The 18004-nt window shown below is 65.1% G+C and carries 16 protein-coding genes and 1 pseudogene; 5 read left to right on the top strand and 12 right to left on the bottom strand.

What is annotated here, in order from left to right:
- Positions 1 to 151 precede the first annotated feature (151 nt).
- From MVA47_RS11390 to MVA47_RS11350, 9 genes are all read right to left on the bottom strand, one after another.
- On the bottom strand, positions 152 to 1672 hold the full coding sequence (locus tag MVA47_RS11390; RefSeq protein ID WP_247207998.1) for an oxidoreductase: 1521 nt from the start codon (positions 1670 to 1672) through the stop codon (positions 152 to 154).
- Positions 1669 to 2529, bottom strand: coding sequence for an FAD:protein FMN transferase (locus MVA47_RS11385; protein WP_247207997.1), 861 nt, complete (start codon positions 2527 to 2529; stop codon positions 1669 to 1671). Before MVA47_RS11385 ends, MVA47_RS11390 begins: the two co-directional genes overlap by 4 nt.
- A 17-nt stretch (positions 2530 to 2546) precedes the next feature.
- Positions 2547 to 3041: an FMN-binding protein gene (locus MVA47_RS11380; RefSeq protein ID WP_023962608.1), complete on the bottom strand. Its 495-nt coding sequence runs from the start codon at positions 3039 to 3041 to the stop codon at positions 2547 to 2549.
- Positions 3042 to 3151: 110 nt separating this feature from the next.
- A complete protein-coding gene (locus tag MVA47_RS11375; RefSeq protein ID WP_247207996.1) occupies positions 3152 to 4822 on the bottom strand; it encodes a substrate-binding and VWA domain-containing protein in 1671 nt (556 codons plus the stop codon).
- 129 nt (positions 4823 to 4951) lie between these two features.
- Complete coding sequence (locus tag MVA47_RS11370) at positions 4952 to 5389, bottom strand: SRPBCC family protein (protein WP_030170282.1); 438 nt, start codon at positions 5387 to 5389, stop codon at positions 4952 to 4954.
- A 54-nt stretch (positions 5390 to 5443) separates the two neighbouring features.
- Positions 5444 to 6751: a lipase family protein gene (locus MVA47_RS11365; protein ID WP_247207995.1), complete on the bottom strand. Its 1308-nt coding sequence runs from the start codon at positions 6749 to 6751 to the stop codon at positions 5444 to 5446.
- The gene (locus tag MVA47_RS11360; RefSeq protein WP_023962599.1) at positions 6678 to 6884 is read right to left on the bottom strand and encodes an antitoxin; all 207 of its coding nucleotides are present in this window, start codon (positions 6882 to 6884) and stop codon (positions 6678 to 6680) included. The genes MVA47_RS11365 and MVA47_RS11360 overlap by 74 nt, the downstream gene beginning before the upstream one ends.
- A 30-nt stretch (positions 6885 to 6914) precedes the next feature.
- Complete coding sequence (locus MVA47_RS11355) at positions 6915 to 9404, bottom strand: HAD-IC family P-type ATPase (protein WP_247207994.1); 2490 nt, start codon at positions 9402 to 9404, stop codon at positions 6915 to 6917.
- Positions 9401 to 10531: an MBL fold metallo-hydrolase gene (locus MVA47_RS11350; RefSeq protein ID WP_247207993.1), complete on the bottom strand. Its 1131-nt coding sequence runs from the start codon at positions 10529 to 10531 to the stop codon at positions 9401 to 9403. The genes MVA47_RS11355 and MVA47_RS11350 overlap by 4 nt, the downstream gene beginning before the upstream one ends.
- A 194-nt stretch (positions 10532 to 10725) precedes the next feature.
- Between MVA47_RS11350 and MVA47_RS11345 the strand changes: the two genes are divergently transcribed.
- Both MVA47_RS11345 and MVA47_RS11340 read left to right on the top strand, forming a co-directional pair.
- Positions 10726 to 11904: a thiolase family protein gene (locus MVA47_RS11345; RefSeq protein WP_247207992.1), complete on the top strand. Its 1179-nt coding sequence runs from the start codon at positions 10726 to 10728 to the stop codon at positions 11902 to 11904.
- A 103-nt stretch (positions 11905 to 12007) separates the two neighbouring features.
- Positions 12008 to 12946 (top strand): ROK family protein, encoded by a 939-nt coding sequence (locus tag MVA47_RS11340; RefSeq protein WP_247207991.1) that lies wholly within the window; start codon positions 12008 to 12010, stop codon positions 12944 to 12946.
- Between the two features lie 10 nt (positions 12947 to 12956).
- Here the strand turns inward: MVA47_RS11340 and MVA47_RS11335 are convergent.
- Positions 12957 to 14095, bottom strand: a pseudogene (locus MVA47_RS11335) (acyl-CoA dehydrogenase family protein).
- A gap of 95 nt (positions 14096 to 14190) precedes the next feature.
- On the opposite strand from MVA47_RS11335, the gene MVA47_RS11330 reads away from it, so the two are divergent.
- Positions 14191 to 14775, top strand: a complete 585-nt coding sequence (locus tag MVA47_RS11330; protein WP_247207990.1) for a TetR/AcrR family transcriptional regulator — start codon at positions 14191 to 14193, stop codon at positions 14773 to 14775.
- 17 nt (positions 14776 to 14792) lie between these two features.
- Here MVA47_RS11330 and MVA47_RS11325 read toward each other — a convergent pair whose 3' ends face one another.
- Positions 14793 to 15902: an FUSC family protein gene (locus MVA47_RS11325; RefSeq protein ID WP_247207989.1), complete on the bottom strand. Its 1110-nt coding sequence runs from the start codon at positions 15900 to 15902 to the stop codon at positions 14793 to 14795.
- A gap of 61 nt (positions 15903 to 15963) precedes the next feature.
- Here MVA47_RS11325 and MVA47_RS11320 point away from each other — a divergent pair, with 61 nt between their 5' ends.
- A complete protein-coding gene (locus MVA47_RS11320) occupies positions 15964 to 16464 on the top strand; it encodes a MarR family winged helix-turn-helix transcriptional regulator (RefSeq protein WP_247207988.1) in 501 nt (166 codons plus the stop codon).
- Between the two features lie 20 nt (positions 16465 to 16484).
- Here MVA47_RS11320 and MVA47_RS11315 read toward each other — a convergent pair whose 3' ends face one another.
- Complete coding sequence (locus MVA47_RS11315; protein ID WP_247207987.1) at positions 16485 to 16943, bottom strand: NUDIX domain-containing protein; 459 nt, start codon at positions 16941 to 16943, stop codon at positions 16485 to 16487.
- A 156-nt stretch (positions 16944 to 17099) separates the two neighbouring features.
- On the opposite strand from MVA47_RS11315, the gene MVA47_RS11310 reads away from it, so the two are divergent.
- Positions 17100 to 17972, top strand: coding sequence for an aldo/keto reductase (locus MVA47_RS11310; protein ID WP_247207986.1), 873 nt, complete (start codon positions 17100 to 17102; stop codon positions 17970 to 17972).
- Positions 17973 to 18004 lie beyond the last annotated feature (32 nt).

Below are 18004 nucleotides of genomic sequence, written 5' to 3'. Positions count from 1 at the left end.
CCGGAGGAACTCACCACAACCGGAGGAAGTGCCAGCCCACCCCCGACAGGCCCAACCCAACCACCACACCCTCCGACTTCAGCCACACCCTCCGACTGCAACGGGAGGAACTCACCACAACCGGAGGAAGTACCGACACTCCCCCGACAACTCAGTACCCGATGAACCGGTCGGTGTGCAGACGCCATGGCTGCCAGCGCAAGGCGGGTTCAGCGCGAATCAGCATGGGCTTGAGCGCAGAGAGCATCATCGGCGGGCCAGAGAGGTAGTAGTGCGCGCCGGGGCGTGCGACAGCAGCGACGTCATCAACACTCACCAATCCCCCGACCACGGTGATCACCTGGGCTCCACGTGCGCGCGCGGCATCCAGCACATCGCCGTACACGAGCCGGTCCTCGGAGTTCGCGGCGTAGATCAGCGAGACCTGGGTGAGGTCGGTGTCGCCGCGCTCCGTGAGGTCGGCGAGCATCGACCGGAACGGCGTGATACCGATACCGCCGGCGATGAACACCGTGGGAGAGCGCAGGTTTCGTGGCAGCGTGAAGTCGCCGCCCACCTCGTCGACGTACAGTCGGCGCCCCGCACCGCCTTCGATGAGACGCCGCTTGAACTCCGACGGTCGGCCGCTGACGGTGAATCCGAAGCGGGTGGTGCCCTCCCCCGGCGCGCCTGCCAGGGACAGAACCCTACGGGTGCCTTGCTTTTCGGGTGCCGGACTCCATGTGGGATCAGAGATCTGGGCCCATTGCCCGGGCCGGAACCGCAATCCCGGTGACGCCAGCACCTCGTATGTGTCGGTACCGATCGGCTGCACGGACTCGACCTCAAGTATGTGCCGTCGCCACTGCCTGCCGACGACAAACGTGAACAGGCTGCCGGCCAGCAGCGCCATCTCCGGTACGAACTCCAATGTGTACTCGGACGTGAACTCGAAGGACTGATTCCAGTACATCAACACGGCGACAAGAGCGGCATAGACGAGTGTGGGGATGCGACTGGTCGGCGACGTCAAGGGTTCGGTCAGCATGATGGCCGCCACGAAGAGCAGTGGTGTGGACTGGAATCCGAGCTGCAGCGCGTCGCCCACTGGTGTGCCGTTGTCGGCCGCGACCACGATCATCGTCAAGACGGCCACCACCAGGAACACCCCGACGAGCCACCACTCGCGCAGCTTCCAGACCACCGCGGCGCCGACGACGATCATCGCGACCATCAACGGTTCAGCTGCGATCCACCAGACCGGGTACAGGAACGGCCCGACCGAGAAGTACGCGAACAGATAACTCACCACCGCGCCGGCCACTGCCGGGTTCACGATATGTCGACGACGCACGGCGACAACGTATTTGGAGGCACTGGCGATCGCGGCCGCGAGAACGAGTCCCCATGCACTGTCGGTGTCGGTGAGCCCGGGAAAGATGAAGAACAGGATCAGGGCGGTGATCAGCCACGACTCGCTACCCGGCGGCACCCGCACGACGGCGGCGCAGAGGTATGTCACGGCGGCACAGACGACCACGAGAATGGCCAGTGATCCGAGCAGTTCGGTTGCTGTGTAGGCGAAGTCGGCGCCGGACGCGGCGACGATGATTGCGTAGGCCGCCAGGATCGCCAACGCGATCAACACGAACCGGTACATCGACAATCGGTCCACGGCGCGGACGATCTTCATAGGAAAAGCTCCAGTTCTCTGGCGTGCGAATGTTCGACCGTGCCGTTGGCGCGCACCACAACGTAGTCGAACGAGAAGTGGCTCAACAGCTTCTGGGCGGGAGTGAAGAACAGCGCCGTGGACAATCCGTCGGCGACCATGGTGTCGTCGGCGATCACCCAGGTCGCCAGCACCTCACGGGTCGGCGCGGACGTGACGGGATCGACGATGTGGTGCCAATCGGCCCACGCGCGGCGGTTGCCCGCAGAGCCACAGATCGCGTTGTTCTCGATGACCACCGTGCCGATGGCCTTGGTCGGGTCGGTGGGGTGTTCCAGCGCGATGCGATGAGGTGCGGCGCCGGCCCTGATGTCACCGCTCCCGTTGACCAGGTACTCATCGAAGCCTGCCGCTTTCACCAGTGCGCTGACGCGGTCCACCGCGAATCCTTTGCCGGTGGCCCCGACATCCAGCAGGCACGGAGACCGTACCTCCAGCTGACCCTGCCACCCGGCCAGCACGTCGTCCCAGGCCGGGACGGTCGCAATCGTCTCGCCCGGCTGCAAGGTGTACTCCGCGTCGTATCCGGCGTCTGCCAGGGTTTGTCCCACCATGGGCGTCACCATCGCGCCGGTCAGTTCGTACAGCGTGCGGTGCAGGTCGAGCAATGGCTGGTCAGACGGCTCTATCGGGTAGGTGCCGGGCGTGCGGGCGATCGACCCGACCATCGAGTCGGGCCGGAACCGAGACCAGGTGCGGTCGATGCGGTCGAGTTCACCGCGCACCGAGGCCTGCAACACTTCGGGCACGGCCTGCGACAGGGTGATGTCCCAGGCCGTGCCCAGTGCGGTGAACACCCACTCATTCGAACCGGTCACAACAAAGCGGGTGTCGATCAGGCCGCGGCGTCGGTCTTGATCTGGTCGATGGCGTCGTTGAAGCCCCCCGACGTCAGGGAGGATCCGGACACCTTGCTGACGTCGAGTTCGTCGATGCTCTTGCCGACCACCAGTGCGTCGATGCCGCTCTTGAACTTGCCCTGGAAGTCGGCCGAGGTGCCCTTGGTCTGGCTGGTGTCCACCGACAGCGCGGTGATCACCGAGTTGGACAGGGTGACGGTGACGCCGAGTTGCTGTTCGCCGCCGGGTGATTGGTAGGAGCCGACGGCGGTGTATTCGCCGTTCTTGTAGGCCGAGGTGGCCGCTTCGTTCTGTACTGCGCTGGTGTCGGCAGCGGTACTGTTGGCCGCCGCGGTCGTCGAGCTTGCTGCGGTGCTGCTTCCGTCGTCGCCACAGGCGGCGATGGCCGCTCCCGCTGCTGCAATGACTGCAGCGACCTTGCCCGCGTTGACGATTCGGCTGTTGTGGAATGAAGTCGATGTCGAGGTCATGGTTCCATACTGCCGCTTCGAGGTCGACCGTGGTCCGTTTCAGGGGCCTTTGACAGCAGACTCTCAGATCTCAGCCGGCTTTAAGCGGACTCGTTGTAGAACTGGATTTTTTACCGTCCAGCTGCGGCGATCCGCGCCGCGACCGCGTCGATGAACACATTCGAGATGTCGGCGGGCGTCTCTGCAACGTAGCTGCTTCCGCCGGTGGCGTCCGCGATCTGCTTGAGTGATTCGGCGTCGGCGTCCTCGGTGATGCCGATGGTGAGGATGAGCACCGGTCTGGCCGGATCCTCGAGCCGTTTGAGTTCGGCCAGCAAACCCTGGAGGCTGATCGAGTTGTCGTCCTCGTTCTGGCCGTCGGTCAGGAGGATGACGCTGTTCGAATAGTTGGGGTCATAACTGTCCTGGACCTCCTTGAACGCCGCGAGCGTCGTGTCGTAGAGCCCGGTGGCGCCGCCCACCCGACCCGGGAGCGTCACGATCTGCGACTCCAGGTATTTGCGATGGGTCTGGCCATCGGCATCAACGGTGTCGAGGCGTTCGATGGGAGCGATCGGCAGCCAGTCCTGATCCGGTCCACCCATGTCGATGGAGAACAGCCACGCCCCCAGCGCCGAATTGTTCGGGAAGATCTTCAGGCCGTTCTGGCTGGCCTCCACGAGCATCTCGGCCCGGGTCGAGGTACCCGCCGGTTCACGCATCGAACCGGACGCGTCTTCCACCACCAGCGTGCGGATCGGCACCCCGAGAACTGCCCACTGTCTGAGCGCTTTCTCCTCTTGCGCAGGGTCTTTGAGCGTCAGCACCTTCACCGCACCCACGCCCCCTTCCGGCGACGGCGCGTCGATGGCCGTTCGGAATCCGGCGGTCGTCAGCGCTTTCGCGCCGTCGTCGGACGTGATGTGTTCGGCCAGTTGTTCACCCGCTGTCGCCACGATCTCTTTCCGAGCTGCCGACGCGGTGTTGAGCATCGGATAGTCGAGAATCATGGTCCCGTCGGCGGGGATCACGGCTCGCAGACCACTGTTGCCGCTGGTGTTCTGAAACTCGATGAAGTGCTGCTCGCTGACCACGGTCGGCGACTCGCTGCCTGCAGCAACCTGGAGCCGGTCGATATCGGAGTCGCCCCCGATGCGGGCGTTACCCTGCTGCAGAGCCAGCAGAGTCATTCCATCGGTGAACTGCTTGCGGTCGATGGCGCCGGCCTGTTCGGCCGCAAGCGCCCCGACGATCGGCGCGTCGCCGGTGCTGGAGTCGATGGGGTTGCCGAGGCGCAGGCCGGGCAGCTTCATGACGTCGACCCAATTGGTCAGCGCCGGAACATCTTTACCTGCCACCACCACCGGACTGGCCGCAACCGATTCGGCGATCACGTCGCGCTGCACGCGGGCCTGGTCGGTGACCTTGCGGGCGCGGGCCTGCGAATCGGCGATCCACAGATCGGGCGCCTGATCACCCTTGGTGAGCTGGCCGGCGACGTTGGCGCCGCTGACCGCAGCCACATTGAAGTCGTAACACGAGTCGGCCGACGCCTCGGCCGCCAGGGGCTTGAGGGTCGCAGCCATCGACGGATCGGCGATCACCGACACCCCTTCACGCGAGTCACAGTCGCTGCCGGACGACGACCCGACCGTCCGCCAGAGAATCAGCCCGGCCACCAACACCGCGACGACAACCAGCGCAAGAAGCGCCCAGCGAGCGCCGCCGCCCCGACCGCCGTCTCGGCCCTCGCTGAATCCGAAGTCGTCATCGGCCCTGCTGTCGACCCCATGTCGACCCATGCGTCACCCACCCTGTTGTTTCGAGGTTCGCCGGATTCTATCCACAGCGAATCAGGAACCAACACCCCAGATGGTGGCGGGCAGACGCCAGACCCGGCTCGCCCTCAGGTCTGGCGAACGGCTCTTCGGTCAGGAGTAGAGATCGCGAAAGTTCTTGAGTGATTGGTTGATCTCACCTTTGAGGATCTTCGCGGTACTGCGAATGATCAACGACATCATCGGCGATCCGGTCAGGTTCACCTCGAGTCCCACCTTTGACCCACTCTTGGCGGGCTCCACCGTCAGTGTCAGGGTGACCGTGACGCCACCCTTGCCGTCGCCCTTCAGGTCCACCCGGCGGGCCGGATCGAACTCATCCACCACCCAGTCGAAACGAAGCTTGGCATTCTTGGCCGCGATGACCGAAGAAACCTTCGTGCCCTTCTGGATCTCGTCGGGGCTGGGCAACTCGCTACGCCAGCCATCGTGCAGAGTGAGCCACTCGCCATACCGCGACAGATCGAGCACATGCGCCCACGCGTCTTCCGGGGACTGGTTCACGTCGATCGAATCTTTGACCTTTGCCATAGGTGCGACGTTAGCGCTCCGACACCGGCAACCGGTGGACCGTAGCCATCGGTGTCATGCCGGGCAGGTGTCCGGAGCGGGTTCACCAGCGAAGCGATCGCCGATCCAGTCGATCGCCGGGCCTGTCACACCGAGATTGGTGTGCCCGCCGTCGGGCTTGCGAACCACCTCGATGACGTCGCCGCCGGCACACGCACGCTGCACTGCTGCAGCGGTCCATGCGGGCAAGATGATCGAGTCCTGGTCGCCGAATGCGACGAAGAGTGGTCCGGCCGCCCGGCCCGCAGGCAACGCATCTTGCTTCAGGATCGTGCGGATGCGGTCCACTGCCTCCTGATCGGCGACGGCCGCGTCTCCAGGGGCCACGCTCATCGCCGCACTGAATCGGTCCACCAAGAATGTGGGACCGCAGGATGTGAAGACGTCGGCGTTGTCGGCCAGCCCGCCGCGTATGTAGTCGTCCGCCTCGAAGTCGGGGTACACCTCCCTCAACCCCGCAATGAGGTTGGGGATGAAGATCTTCTGAGCGTCGGTGTACACCATCTGGGTGCCGGCGTCGGTGATCGGCGAGAGGTCGGCAGCAGGCGCCAATGCAGCCGCCCCGACGAACTCGAGACCCTGGCCGTAGTCGTCGGCGTGATCGGCGGACGCCCATGCGGCCTGGCCACCCTGTGAGGCGCCCATTGCCGCCCACCGGTCCGAGGTGTCCGGAACGAGGTTTCGAGCGGCACGCACGGCATCGATCATGTTGTAGGCGATCGTCTTCGGTTCGAGGTACGGGTGGCCAGGCGCATCCTTCACCCAGGTACCCAGCCCCTGGTAGTCACTGGCCGCCACCACGTATCCGCGTCCGACCAGTCGCGTGATGGCACCGTCTTCGCCGAGAAGGTCGGGATAGTCCGACGGACCGCAACTCTCGTCGGTACCTGTTGTTCCGTGACCGAAGGCGACGATCGGCCAGCCACCCGCAGGCGGCTCTCCGTTCGGGACGGCGACCACCCCGGACACCTCCGTGCCGAACCCGCCCTGGTATCCGGCGGTCGAGCGATAGATGACACGCGTCACCTCTGCCACATCACTCAGGGAGGAACTCGCCTGGAAAGGCATCTGCTCGACGATGTCGCCGCGCTCGCCGACCGCCGGGGCCGGCGGACGATCCGAATCCGAGGCCGGAACAGGCGAGGACTGGACAGACGACGGCGGCGAGGACGCGGCCGTTCGACCGTCGTCCTCGCCGCCGGCGCACGCACTCACCGACAGCAGCACAATCGCTGCTGCCGGGATCGCCTTACCGAGGAGGCTGATGACCGGGGTTCTGGTGGCCGGGGTTGTTCCCGTCCTGCGCGAACTTCCGGGCAGCATCTGCACCCTTTCGGATCTGGTTCGAGTACTTGCCCTTGGTGGCCTTGTTGACCGCGCTGGCGCCCTGGTCGATGAGTTTGGTGTTCTTGCTCAGCGTGGACTTGCCCTTGTTGACCAAATTCTTGAAATCCATGCCACTCCTATCTCCGGATCGCCGATGCTCTCACGTCGGCGATCTTTGCTCTTGCGGATTTGATTTAACTTTACTAAACCACGCCGCAATTGTCGGGTTCAGTCGCCACAGCACTTCCACAGCAACGATACCGATCGCCGATGCAATAGCTGCAATTCCAGTTTTGCTCCAGTCAGTCGGGTCGAGTTTGAACAGCTCTTGCGTGAACGGCAGCGAGAAGATCATCACGTAGGCCAGTGCCGAGCCGACCAGCAGCACAACCTTCCACCAGTTGTACGGTCGCGCGACCACCGCGAGCACCCACAACGCGATCGCGATGAGGGTGATCAGGGCCGTCGTCGCCGCCTGCGTCTGCTCCGGGGTCATCTCGACCGAGTCCTTGCTACCGAGCGCAACACCCTCCCCGCCGGGATAGACCAGTGCGTACGCCACGAACGTGCACACGGCGATCACGATGCCGGACGGAATGGCCAGGCGCAGCACCCTGCCGACAAAACCACCGCGAGCGCGTTCGTTGTTGGGTGCCAGCGAGAGGACAAACGCCGGCACACCGATGGTGAACCACGCGGAGATCGTGACGTGGATGGGCTGGAACGGGTAGGAGATGGGCGTGAAGCCGAACAGTTCCCCTGCCACCCCGGCGATACCGATCATCAACGCCAGCAGCACCGCGTACACGGTCTTGGTCAGGAACAGGTTGGAGACGCGTTCGATGTTGCCGATGACCCGCCGGCCTTCGCCGACCACGTAGGGCAGCGTGGCGAACTTGTTGTCGAGCAAGACGATCTGGGCCACCGAGCGGCTGGCCGAACTACCCGACCCCATCGCCACACCGATGTCGGCGTCTTTGAGGGCAAGAACATCGTTGACGCCGTCGCCGGTCATCGCCACGGTGTTGCCACGGCCCTGCAACGCCCCCACCATCGCGCGTTTCTGGTCGGGTCGTACGCGACCGAAGGTGGTGTGGCCGTCGATGACGTCGGCGAGCTCGTCTTGGTCGGTCGGCAGACTCCGGGCGTCGACAGCGTCGTCAACGGTTCCCAGGCCCAGCGAACCCGCCACCGCGCCCACCGACACGGCGTTGTCGCCAGAGATCACCTTCACCGAGACATGCTGGGATGCGAAGTAGTCCAGTGTCTCGCGGGCGTCGGGACGCACGCGCTGCTCGAGTGCGATGAGCGCCCGCGGCACAACGTGTCCCGGAGCCGACAGGCCGTCGTCGGTAGGAGTGTCGACCGGCTGATCGGTGGAGGCCAGCAGCAGAACCCGCAATCCTTCCGCGCCCAGTTCCGTTGCGCGCGCGGCGGTCTCGCTCGCCGGATCGAGCAACATGTCGGGAGCGCCGAGCAGCCAGTTGCCCTGGTCCTTGGCGGTCGTGGTGTCCTGGAACGAGATCCCGCTCCACTTCCTCGCCGACGTGAACGGCGCGATGTGGGTCACCGACCACTCCGGCGCGACGGGATAGGCCTCGGCCATCGCCTGCACACTGGCGTTGGGGCGTGGGTCGTGCGCCGCAAGTGCGGCCAGCGCCTCTTCGAGCTGGGCGCGATCGTCGCCGAGCGGAACGAGTTGCGCCAGCCGCATGCCGTTCTCGGTGAGTGTGCCGGTCTTGTCCGCGCACACCACGTTGACCCGGGCGAGGCCCTCGATGGCGGGCAACTCGTTCACCAGACATTGCCGACGACCCAGCCGCACGACCCCGACGGCAAAGGCGATCGACGTCATCAGCACCAGGCCCTCGGGAACCATCGGCACCAGCGCGGCGACCATGCCCAAAAGGGCTGCCTTGATGCCGTTTTCGCTGATGAACAGCTGGTTGACGATCGTCAGCAGCCCAGCGGGGATCAGAAGCCAGGTGATGATCCGGAGGATCTTGTCGATCCCGTTGCGGAGTTCTGAGTTGACGAGGGTGAACTTGCTGGCTTCCTCGGCGAGCTGAGCCGCGTACGCGTCGCGGCCGACCTTGGTCGCCCGATAGGCGCCCGAACCCGACACCACGAAGCTGCCGGACAGGATCGGATCACCCACCGACTTGAAGACGGCGTCGGCCTCACCGGTCAGCAACGATTCGTCGACGTCGAGTGCTCCCGCTTCCACGGTTTCGCCGTCGACAACGATCTGGTCCCCGGGCCCCAGTTCGATGATGTCGCCGAGCACCACCTCGCTCGGCGCGATCTCGGCGGCCACCCCATCCCGGCGCACCATGGGCCGGGTCTGCCCGACGATCGCGAGCGCATCGAGTGTTCGCTTGGCCCGGATCTCCTGGATGATGCCGATGCCGCTGTTGGCGATGATCAGTAAACCGAAGGCGCCGTTGATGATCGAGCCGGTGGTCATCACGATGATGAACAGCACACCCAAGATGGCGTTGATGCGGGTGAGGACGTTGGCGCGAATGATGTCGAGGACACTGCGGCCCGAGCGGTCAGGCAGGACGTTGACCTGGCCGGCGGCGACGCGTTCGGCCACCTGTGTGGCGGTCAGGCCTGTGGTGGCGTGTGTTTCGCCGAGCGTGGTCACGCTGCGCCTTCCCACCAGGACTGGGTGTCGAATCCGTGGCCGGACCGCGACGGTACGTCGAAACGCGCACCGGGCATCGGCGTGATCACGGGGATCTGTTCGCCCTGGGCGGCAGGCAGCAGACGTTGGACCGGGTCTGCCCATTCATGCAGAGCCAGATTGAAGGTGCCCCAATGAATCGGCAGCAGCAACGACTCGGACAGATTGGCGCGATTGAGCATTCGGTGCACTCTCACCGCCTCTTCCGGGTTGAGGTGGATGTCGGGCCACAGCCGGTCGTAGGCGCCGATCGCGATCAGGGACAGCCCGAACGGACCGTGGTCGGCGCCGACTTGCTCGAACGCATCGGTGATTCCGGTGTCGCCGGAGAAGAAGAAGTTGTGTCGAGGTCCGGCAACCGCCCAACTGGCCCACTGGGTGGTGTTGCGCTGCAGCCCGCGTCCCGAGAAGTGGCGTGCGGGAGTGCAATTGAAGGTCAGCTCGCCGATCGTGATCGAGTCACCCCAGTCAGCCTCGTGAATACGTTCGGGACTGATGCCCCAGTACTCGAGGTGCGCCCCGACGCCGATGGGAGCGACAAAGGCGGCCTCGGGATGGGTGGCCGCGAGTTTGCGAACAGTGACCGTATCGAGATGGTCGTAGTGGTCATGACTGATGAGCACCACATCGAGCGCGGGAAGATCCGCCAGCGCGTGGGGCACCGGGTGCATACGCGCCGGTCCCACCAGACTCGACGGTGAGCACCGTTTGCTCCAGACAGGGTCGGTGAGGATGCGGTATCCGTCCAGTTCCACGAGCACCGACGCGTGCCCCATCCAGGTCGCCGCCAGCTCGGCTGCGACATCAGGCAAAGGCGTCACATCGAACTCCAGCGGTCGCCTCGGCTTGCCGATGTCGCCGCGACGGAGCATCGCCAGCGCGGCCGCCCGATCCCCTTCCACGGGTGTCGGCGGCTCCACGTTGCCGAAGTTGCCGCCGGTTTGATGCGGCGAATGGTTGATGTGGGATAGCACAAGGTCTTTGGGCGCACCCATCGCTCGGAACACCTCGGACCCGGCGCCGACGCCGGCCGCGGTGAGCGCTACGCCAGCTGTTGCCGCACTGGTCAGAAGCCTTGGACCGGTCATGAGATTGGGAAGACGCACCACGGAAGCACACACTACCGGCCAGGTGGGGTGGTCGACCGGGACCGACCTTGCCTCGCCCGGCCCCACTCCTCTCGAACGGCTGGAACAAGGGCGCGGTCGGAGGGTTTACAACCCGGAATATCCAGGGGTATACCTGACTTATATAGACCATAGTCAGACAACAGGAGGCCGCAATGAATTCGATCGTCGACGCTGTCATCGTCGGGGCAGTCAGGACCCCGATCGGTAAGGGCAAAGCAAACGGTGCGCTCCACGGCGTGCATCCGGTGGATATGTTGGCCCACAGCCTCACGTCCCTGGTGGAACTGACCGGTATCGATCCGGCCCTGATCGACGACGTGATCACCGGAAACGTCACACAGGCCGACGAGCAGGGCCAGAACATCAGCCGCAATGCGGTGCTCGCCGCGGGCTTCCCCGAGACCGTTCCGGCCACCACCGTGAACCGCCAATGCGGGTCGAGCCAGCAGGCCATCTCGTTCGCAGCACAGGCCGTGATGTCGGGTGTACAGGACATCGTGGTCGGCGCGGGCGTGGAGTCGATGAGCCGCGTGCCGATGTTGTCCGATGTCCGTGACGGGGCAAACCCGCTCGGCGAAGCGCTCTTGCGCCGCTACCCAGAAGGGTTCATCCCCCAGGGGTACAGCGCAGAACTCATCGCGGCGGACTGGGGTTTCTCGCGCACCGAGCTCGACGAGTTCTCGATCGCGAGCCACGAGAAGGCTGCCGAGGCCACCAAGGCCGGGCGATTCGAGCGAGAGATCGCTCCCCTCGCGGGCGTGTCGACCGACGAGATGATCCGCCCCGGCGGCACCGTCGAGCAATTGGCCGGACTCAAGGCCGCGTTCTACAACCCGGCCATGAAAGAACGGTTCCCGCAGATCGACTGGCGGATCACCGCGGCGAACTCGAGCCCACTCTCCGATGGCAGCGCCGCGGTACTGATCATGAGCAGCGCGAAGGCCAAGGAACTGGGCCTCGAGCCGATGGCCCGATTGCACAGCTTCTCCGTGGTCGGCTCCGACCCGATCTACATGCTCACGGGTGTCATACCAGCGACGCAGAAGGTCCTCGAGAGAGCGGGCCTGCAGATCTCGGACATCGATCTGTTCGAGGTCAACGAAGCCTTCGCACCTGTGGTGATGGCCTGGGCCAAGGACACAGGGGCCGATCTCGGCAAGACCAACGTCAACGGCGGCGCGATCGCACTGGGCCATCCCCTCGGGGCCAGCGGAGCACGCATCATGACGACGCTGGTCAACGCACTCGAGCAGACCGGCGGCCGCTACGGACTGCAGACGATGTGTGAGGCCGGTGGGCTCGCCAACGCAACGATCATCGAACGGCTCTGAACTCGGTTGTCGACCATCAACGCATGACGCGCCACCCCCACCTGGGTGGCGCGTCTTTGCGCAACCGGACCGTGCGGGTGACACGCACACTAGGCTGGGACGGGTGTCCGATGATGTTGTCCTCGCCGTCGACTTCGGTGGAACGAAGGTCGAAGCCGCGTGGGTCGATTCCTCCGGGCAGGTGTTCGAGGCGGGACGCAATCGCGCACCCACCGGGCCCGATGCCACCAGCTCCGAACTCGAACAAAGCGTTGTGCGCGTCGTCGACACCGCACTCGCGCAGATTCCGGCCGGTACACGGGTGGTCGGCGTGGGCATTGCCGCCGCAGGGCCCGTCGACGAGGACAACGGAACCGTCTCCCCCATCAACCTGCCCCGATGGCGTCGTCATCCACTTCGTCAACTGATCAGCGACCGCCTCCCGGATCCGCTGCACGACATCCCCGTTCACCTGCATCGCGACGGCGTGGCGATCGTGTTGGCCGCGCAGTGGCTCGGCAACGCGATCGGTGCCCGCAATCTGATGGGCATGGTGCTCTCCACCGGTATCGGTGGGGGTTTCATCGTCGACGGTCGTGTGCTCGCCGGTAACAGCGGCCACATAGGCCAGATTCAGGTGTCAGGGTTCACGGGCGAGGTCAGCATCGGCAGCCGGACAACCCTCGAGTCGGTGGCATCCGGACCCCATGCGGTGGCGTGGGCCCGCGCTCAGGGGTGGACCGGCGAGTCGGGAGAAGACCTTGCCGCGTCCTACCGCGACGGCGGCGACATCGCCTACAGCGCGGTGCTCCGGGTATCGGAGGCTGTGGGCCAGGCGATCTGCAGTGCCGCGGCGCTGGTCGAGCTCGATACCGTGGCCATCGGCGGCGGATTCTCGCGAGTGACTCCCGATCTACTGCCGCTGATCCAATCTGTGGTCAATCGCCATCCGCTGCAGTACATCTCCCGGGTCAAGATCCTGGACGCCGGACTGCCGGAAGACGCACCGCTTGCCGGGGCAGCGGCGCTGATCTACCGGCGCGACATCGTCGGACTTCCCTGAACCCGGCGGATCAACCTGCCAGCGACCGACTGATCACCAGCCGCTGAATCTGGTTGGTGCCCTCGAAGATCTGCGTGATCTTGGCCTCGCGCATCAACCGTTCGACCCGGAAGTCCTTGGTATAGCCGTAGCCGCCGAACACCTGAACGGCATCGGTGGTCACCTTCATCGCCGCATCGGTGGCGACCAGCTTGGCCACCGATGCGTTGCGCGAGTACGGCAACCCGGCGTCGCGGCGCCGCGCTGCATCAAGGTATGTCGCCCGGGCCGAGTCGACCGCTGCGGCCATGTCTGCCAGGAGGAACCCAAGCCCTTGGTGGTCGATGATCTTCTTGCCGAATGTCTTTCGTTCTTTCGCGTACGCCACCGCCTCATCAAGCGCCGCCTGGGCGATTCCGACTGCCACCGCAGCGATACCCAACCGTCCGGAATCGAGTGCACTGAAGGCGATCTGCAGCCCCTGACCGTCCGCGCCGATCCGCCGTTCCTCCGGGATGAAGGCGGAATCGTAGTGTGCCGAGGTGGTCGGAACGGCCGAGAGGCCCATCTTCTCTTCGGGTTTGCCGAAGGTCAGTCCGTCGGTGCCGTCCGGGACGAGGAAGCAGGAGATTCCTTTGGAACCCTCGCCGGTACGCGCGAAGAGGTTGTAGAAGTCGGCGATCCCACCGTGTGTGATCCATGCCTTCGCGCCGGTGATCCGGTAGCCCCCCTCAGCGACCACCGCCTTGCAGTTGAGCGCTGCCGCATCCGATCCGGCCTGCGGCTCCGACAGGCTGTACGCCCCGATCTGATCGCCGCTGAGCATTCCTGGCAGCCATTGCTTCTTCTGCTCGTCGGTTCCGAACGCCATCAAAGGATGACAGGCCAGCGAGTGCACACTCACCGCAACGGCAACTGCCGCCCATCTGGCGGCGATCTCCTCGAGCACCTGCAGGTAGACCTCGTACGGCTGGCCACCGCCACCCCACTCCTCGGGGTACGGCAAGCTCAGCAGCCCGGTCTGCCCCAGCACCGTGAATGCCTCAGCCGGGTACTTCTCGGCCTTCTCGTACTCATCGGCTATCGGCTGAGCGTCTTGTCGGCGACATCGCCTGCCAATTGCACCAGGTCGCGGGCTTCGTCGGTGGGCAGCAGCCGGTCCACGGGCATGTGTGTCTCCTCGGTCGGACGGGCGCGACAGTACTGGAAGCCGCGCTTGAGTACTGTCGACAGTACTAGATTCACTTCGCCAGTACTATCGACGCATGGCCACTCCCGCTGCGCCGACCCACGCCACCGCCCGCCGCGCCGAGTTGTTCGACGAACTGGCGGCACTGTTCCTCGCCGACGGTTTCGCACATCTCACGCTGGACCAGATCGCCGCGCAACTGCGCTGCTCCAAATCCACCCTCTACACACTCGCGGGCAGCAAGGACGATCTGGTGCGAGCGGTCACCGTGGACTTCTTCCGGTCGGCCACGGCCGAGGTGGAACAAGCACTGGTCGGCATCACCGGCACCAAGGCGAGGTTGACCGCGTACCTCACCGCCGTGGGAGCGGCGCTCAGCCGCGCGAGTGAGACCTTCATGGAAGATCTCGCCGCCTTCGCGCCGGCTCGAGAACTGTACGAACAGAACACGCGTGCCGCCGCGGGCCGAGTCCGCGAACTCATCAACGAAGGGGTTACCACCGGGGACGTACGTGATGTGCACGCCGACTTCGTCGCCGATGTCGCCACCTCGGCGATGGTTCGAATCCAGCAGCGAGGCGTGAAAACTGCTGTCGGACTTGATGATTCTCGGGCGTACCTCGAACTCGCCCACCTCCTGACCGAAGGAATCGGGCGTTGATCTGACGCTGACGCGGATCAGACGGTGGCGTCGTGGTGGGCGATGGTCAACGCAGCCAGAACAACCGCGATCACCACTGCGATCGCAGTGTCCAGCACCCGGTCGACGGCAACCTCGGGGGCAAGTCCGGCGCCGAGAGCGGTCAGCATCAGCGCCATCGGCGTGACCAGTAGCGAACACAGTGCGTAGTTGAGGGTGACCAGGGTTTCGGCGAGCACTTGCAGAACGGCGATGAGAACAACTGCACCCCAGTAGCCGATCGGCAGTGCCAGCAATCCAGCGGCGATCGCAGCGCCCCCGACATTCCCGAGCAGTCGCTGGACTCCCCTGGTGACGGTCAGGTGGTAGTTGACGCCCTGCAGCGTGGCAACGGCACCCATGGCCGCCCACATCGGATGCTGCAGACCGACCGCCGCGACGATGCCGGCCGCGACACCGCCGGCCACGACGATCCGAAGCGACTGCGACAGCAGCTCCGTGTCCCCGATCCGTTTCAACTCCCGGACCAGGGAGGCGCGAGCGGGTGACGGGTGGGGCTGGGGAGGTTCACGCCGAACCCACATCACAAGCCACGGCGCAAGCGAGGCGACCACGCCCACCACCGCGCCGATCACCGCGGCGGTCGACGCTTTCCAGACGTCGTCGGCGCTGTCGGCAAAATCTGCGGCGCCTGCCGCAGCGAAGACCATCACGACCGGGCCGGGGCCGACCACCCGTAACGCGCCCAGCATCAGCGCGGCGAAACCTGCGGCGAGTGCGATGGCCACCACCTCTCCGGCGAGAGATACCCCCGCTGCCCCCAGTACCGCACCGAATGCGACGTACCCCGTGACCATCACACCCGTCACCACCAGTCGGGGCAGACGAACCCGACAAGGGTCGGGGCGGCAGAACGCCGAGGTGAGAGCTCCGAGCGCTGCGAACCCCGCGACGTCTCGGTGGCCCGTCAGCCCACCGACAACCAGCACCAAGGCCACCGCCAGTCCCACCCGGACTGCCGAAGCAACCGCAGTGTTGCCGGTCTCGACGGTGACCACGGCGGACCGCCAGGTCTGCGGATCGAGCGAGTGCAGCAGTGCCGACCTGCTCCGATGGACACGGTCGATGACGGGGACGATGAGAGGCACCAAAGTAATTTATCACTATTTTACTAGTGAACTAAATACCTCGGGTCGATAAGCTGTGCCGGTGGTCGAAGAGAATGAGCCGTCGGACGTCGTCGAGCGGGTTCGACGGGAATGGGCCAGAACATATCCCGATCTCGACACAGAACCCGTGGAGGTGATCGGGCGGATCAACCGGATCTCGTCGGTCCTCGCCCACCAACTCGACCGCGATCTGGACGCACATGCCGTCACCCGGTCGGAGTTCGACATCCTGGGCGCACTGGCCCGCGCCGACCGCCCGCTGCGTGCCAGCGAGGTGGTGTCGACGACAAAGCTCAGCGGCGCATCCATCACCAAACTCACCGAGCGCCTCGCCGAACTCGGCCTGCTGGCGCGCAGGAAATCCGACCGTGACGGCCGGGTGGTGTTGCTGGAGCTGACCGACACCGGCCGCGAATTGGTCCACGCCCAGTTCCCGAGGCGACTGGCCCGAGACACCGCGGTGCTCGCCGGACTCACCGCGAAAGAGCGCGCCACTCTTGTTCAACTGCTGCGCAAGGTGTCGCGCGCCATGCCGGACTGACCCCGCCACAATCCGCGCGGTCAGAGCAGGTCGAGCAGCCGATCGAGGAACGGGCGTTGGCCCTTGAGCAACTTCACGCGCGCGGTCTCAACGTCGAACCAGGCGACCCGGTCGACTTCGGGAAACGACTTCATCGTCCCCGACCGCGGCGGCCATTCCATCTCGAACTCATTGCTCACCGCGCCGGTGATGTCGAGGTCGGCCCCGATCGCGAACGCGGTGACGATCTTTCCACCCGACTGTTTGATCACCCCGAGTTCCGCGACCTCACCGCTGGGTACGTCCAGACCGAGCTCTTCGCGGAACTCCCGACGAGCGGCGTCCAGGGGCTCTTCGTCCTCGGTGTACTCCCCTTTCGGGATGGACCACGCCGCTTCGTCTTTGCGGGCCCAGAACGGACCACCAGGGTGCGCGATCAGCACCTCGATGCGTCCATCACGACTGCGGTACAGCATGATCCCGGCACTGAGCTTCGGCACTCGAATCCCTTCACGGTGTTCGTTCGGACGTCAGAGCACCAGGCTAGCCCGCGACACCTCGGGCGCCATGAACCCCGGAAGCGCCCCGCGCCGATCGGGTCTACCGTGAAATGACTCGTCCAATCCAGTCTTCGATCTCCAATCGGGAGTGCCTTCATGACCAGCAACAGCACAGCCGCACAACAATCCGGACAATTCGCCATCGGCGGGGCCTCGAATGTCAACAGACTCGGCTACGGAACGATGCAGTTGACCGGGCCCGGCGTGTGGGGACCGCCCGCGAACCCCGAAGAAGCCGTGAAGGTGTTGCGTCGAGCCGTGGATCTCGGGGTCAACCTCATCGACACCGCCGACTCCTACGGCCCGGCGATCGCGGAACCGTTGATCAGGCAAGCCCTCCACCCCTATGCCGATGACCTCGTGATCGCGACGAAGGCAGGCCTGACGCGCGGTGGCCCGGGTGACTGGCGGCCGGTCGGCAGGCCCGAATACCTACGCCAGCAGGCCGAGATGAGTCTGCGCATCCTCGACATCGAGCGGATCCCTCTGTTCCAGCTCCACCGCATCGATCCGAAAGTCGATCTCGCCGACCAGATCGGCGAGCTGAAGCTGCTGCAGGAGGAGGGCAAGATCGATCAGATCGGCCTATCCGAGATCAACGTCGACCAGTTGATCGAAGCACAGAAGATCGCCGAGATCGCCACCGTGCAGAACCTGTACAACCTCGCCAACCGCAGCGCACAACCGCTCCTCGACCACTGCACCGCCGAGAACATCGGCTTCATCCCGTGGTTCCCGCTCGCCACCGGCGAACTCGCCGGCCCCGGTAGCAAGCTCGCCGCCATCGCCGAACAGAAGCAAGCCAGCCCCTCTCAGCTCGCGCTCGCCTGGTTGCTGGCGAAATCGCCTGTGATACTGCCCATTCCGGGGACGTCCAGCGTCGACCACCTCGAAGACAACATGGCCGCGGCCGGTATCGATTTGTCCGAGGACGACATCGATGCACTCACCGCCGCCGTCGGCGAGTGAGCACACGCTGACAGCGACACCAGAAACGAGGA

The sequence above is a fragment of the Williamsia sp. DF01-3 genome, from assembly GCF_023051145.1.
Taxonomy (GTDB): domain Bacteria; phylum Actinomycetota; class Actinomycetes; order Mycobacteriales; family Mycobacteriaceae; genus Williamsia.
Note: the sequence above shows the minus strand (reverse complement) of the source record. Positions and strands in the feature narration are given on the sequence as shown.

Excerpts from the sequence above, each read along its gene's own strand:
- MVA47_RS11365 (WP_247207995.1), bottom strand. The coding sequence starts at position 6,751 with ATGCTGCCCGGAAGTTCGCGCAGGACGGGAACAACCCCGGCCACCAGA.
- MVA47_RS11375 (WP_247207996.1), bottom strand. The coding sequence starts at position 4,822 with ATGGGTCGACATGGGGTCGACAGCAGGGCCGATGACGACTTCGGATTC.
- MVA47_RS11390 (WP_247207998.1), bottom strand. The coding sequence starts at position 1,672 with ATGAAGATCGTCCGCGCCGTGGACCGATTGTCGATGTACCGGTTCGTG.
- MVA47_RS11350 (WP_247207993.1), bottom strand. The coding sequence starts at position 10,531 with ATGACCGGTCCAAGGCTTCTGACCAGTGCGGCAACAGCTGGCGTAGCG.
- MVA47_RS11310 (WP_247207986.1), top strand. The coding sequence starts at position 17,100 with ATGACCAGCAACAGCACAGCCGCACAACAATCCGGACAATTCGCCATC.
- MVA47_RS11345 (WP_247207992.1), top strand. The coding sequence starts at position 10,726 with ATGAATTCGATCGTCGACGCTGTCATCGTCGGGGCAGTCAGGACCCCG.
- MVA47_RS11370 (WP_030170282.1), bottom strand. The coding sequence starts at position 5,389 with ATGGCAAAGGTCAAAGATTCGATCGACGTGAACCAGTCCCCGGAAGAC.
- MVA47_RS11380 (WP_023962608.1), bottom strand. The coding sequence starts at position 3,041 with ATGACCTCGACATCGACTTCATTCCACAACAGCCGAATCGTCAACGCG.
- MVA47_RS11360 (WP_023962599.1), bottom strand. The coding sequence starts at position 6,884 with ATGGATTTCAAGAATTTGGTCAACAAGGGCAAGTCCACGCTGAGCAAG.
- MVA47_RS11330 (WP_247207990.1), top strand. The coding sequence starts at position 14,191 with ATGGCCACTCCCGCTGCGCCGACCCACGCCACCGCCCGCCGCGCCGAG.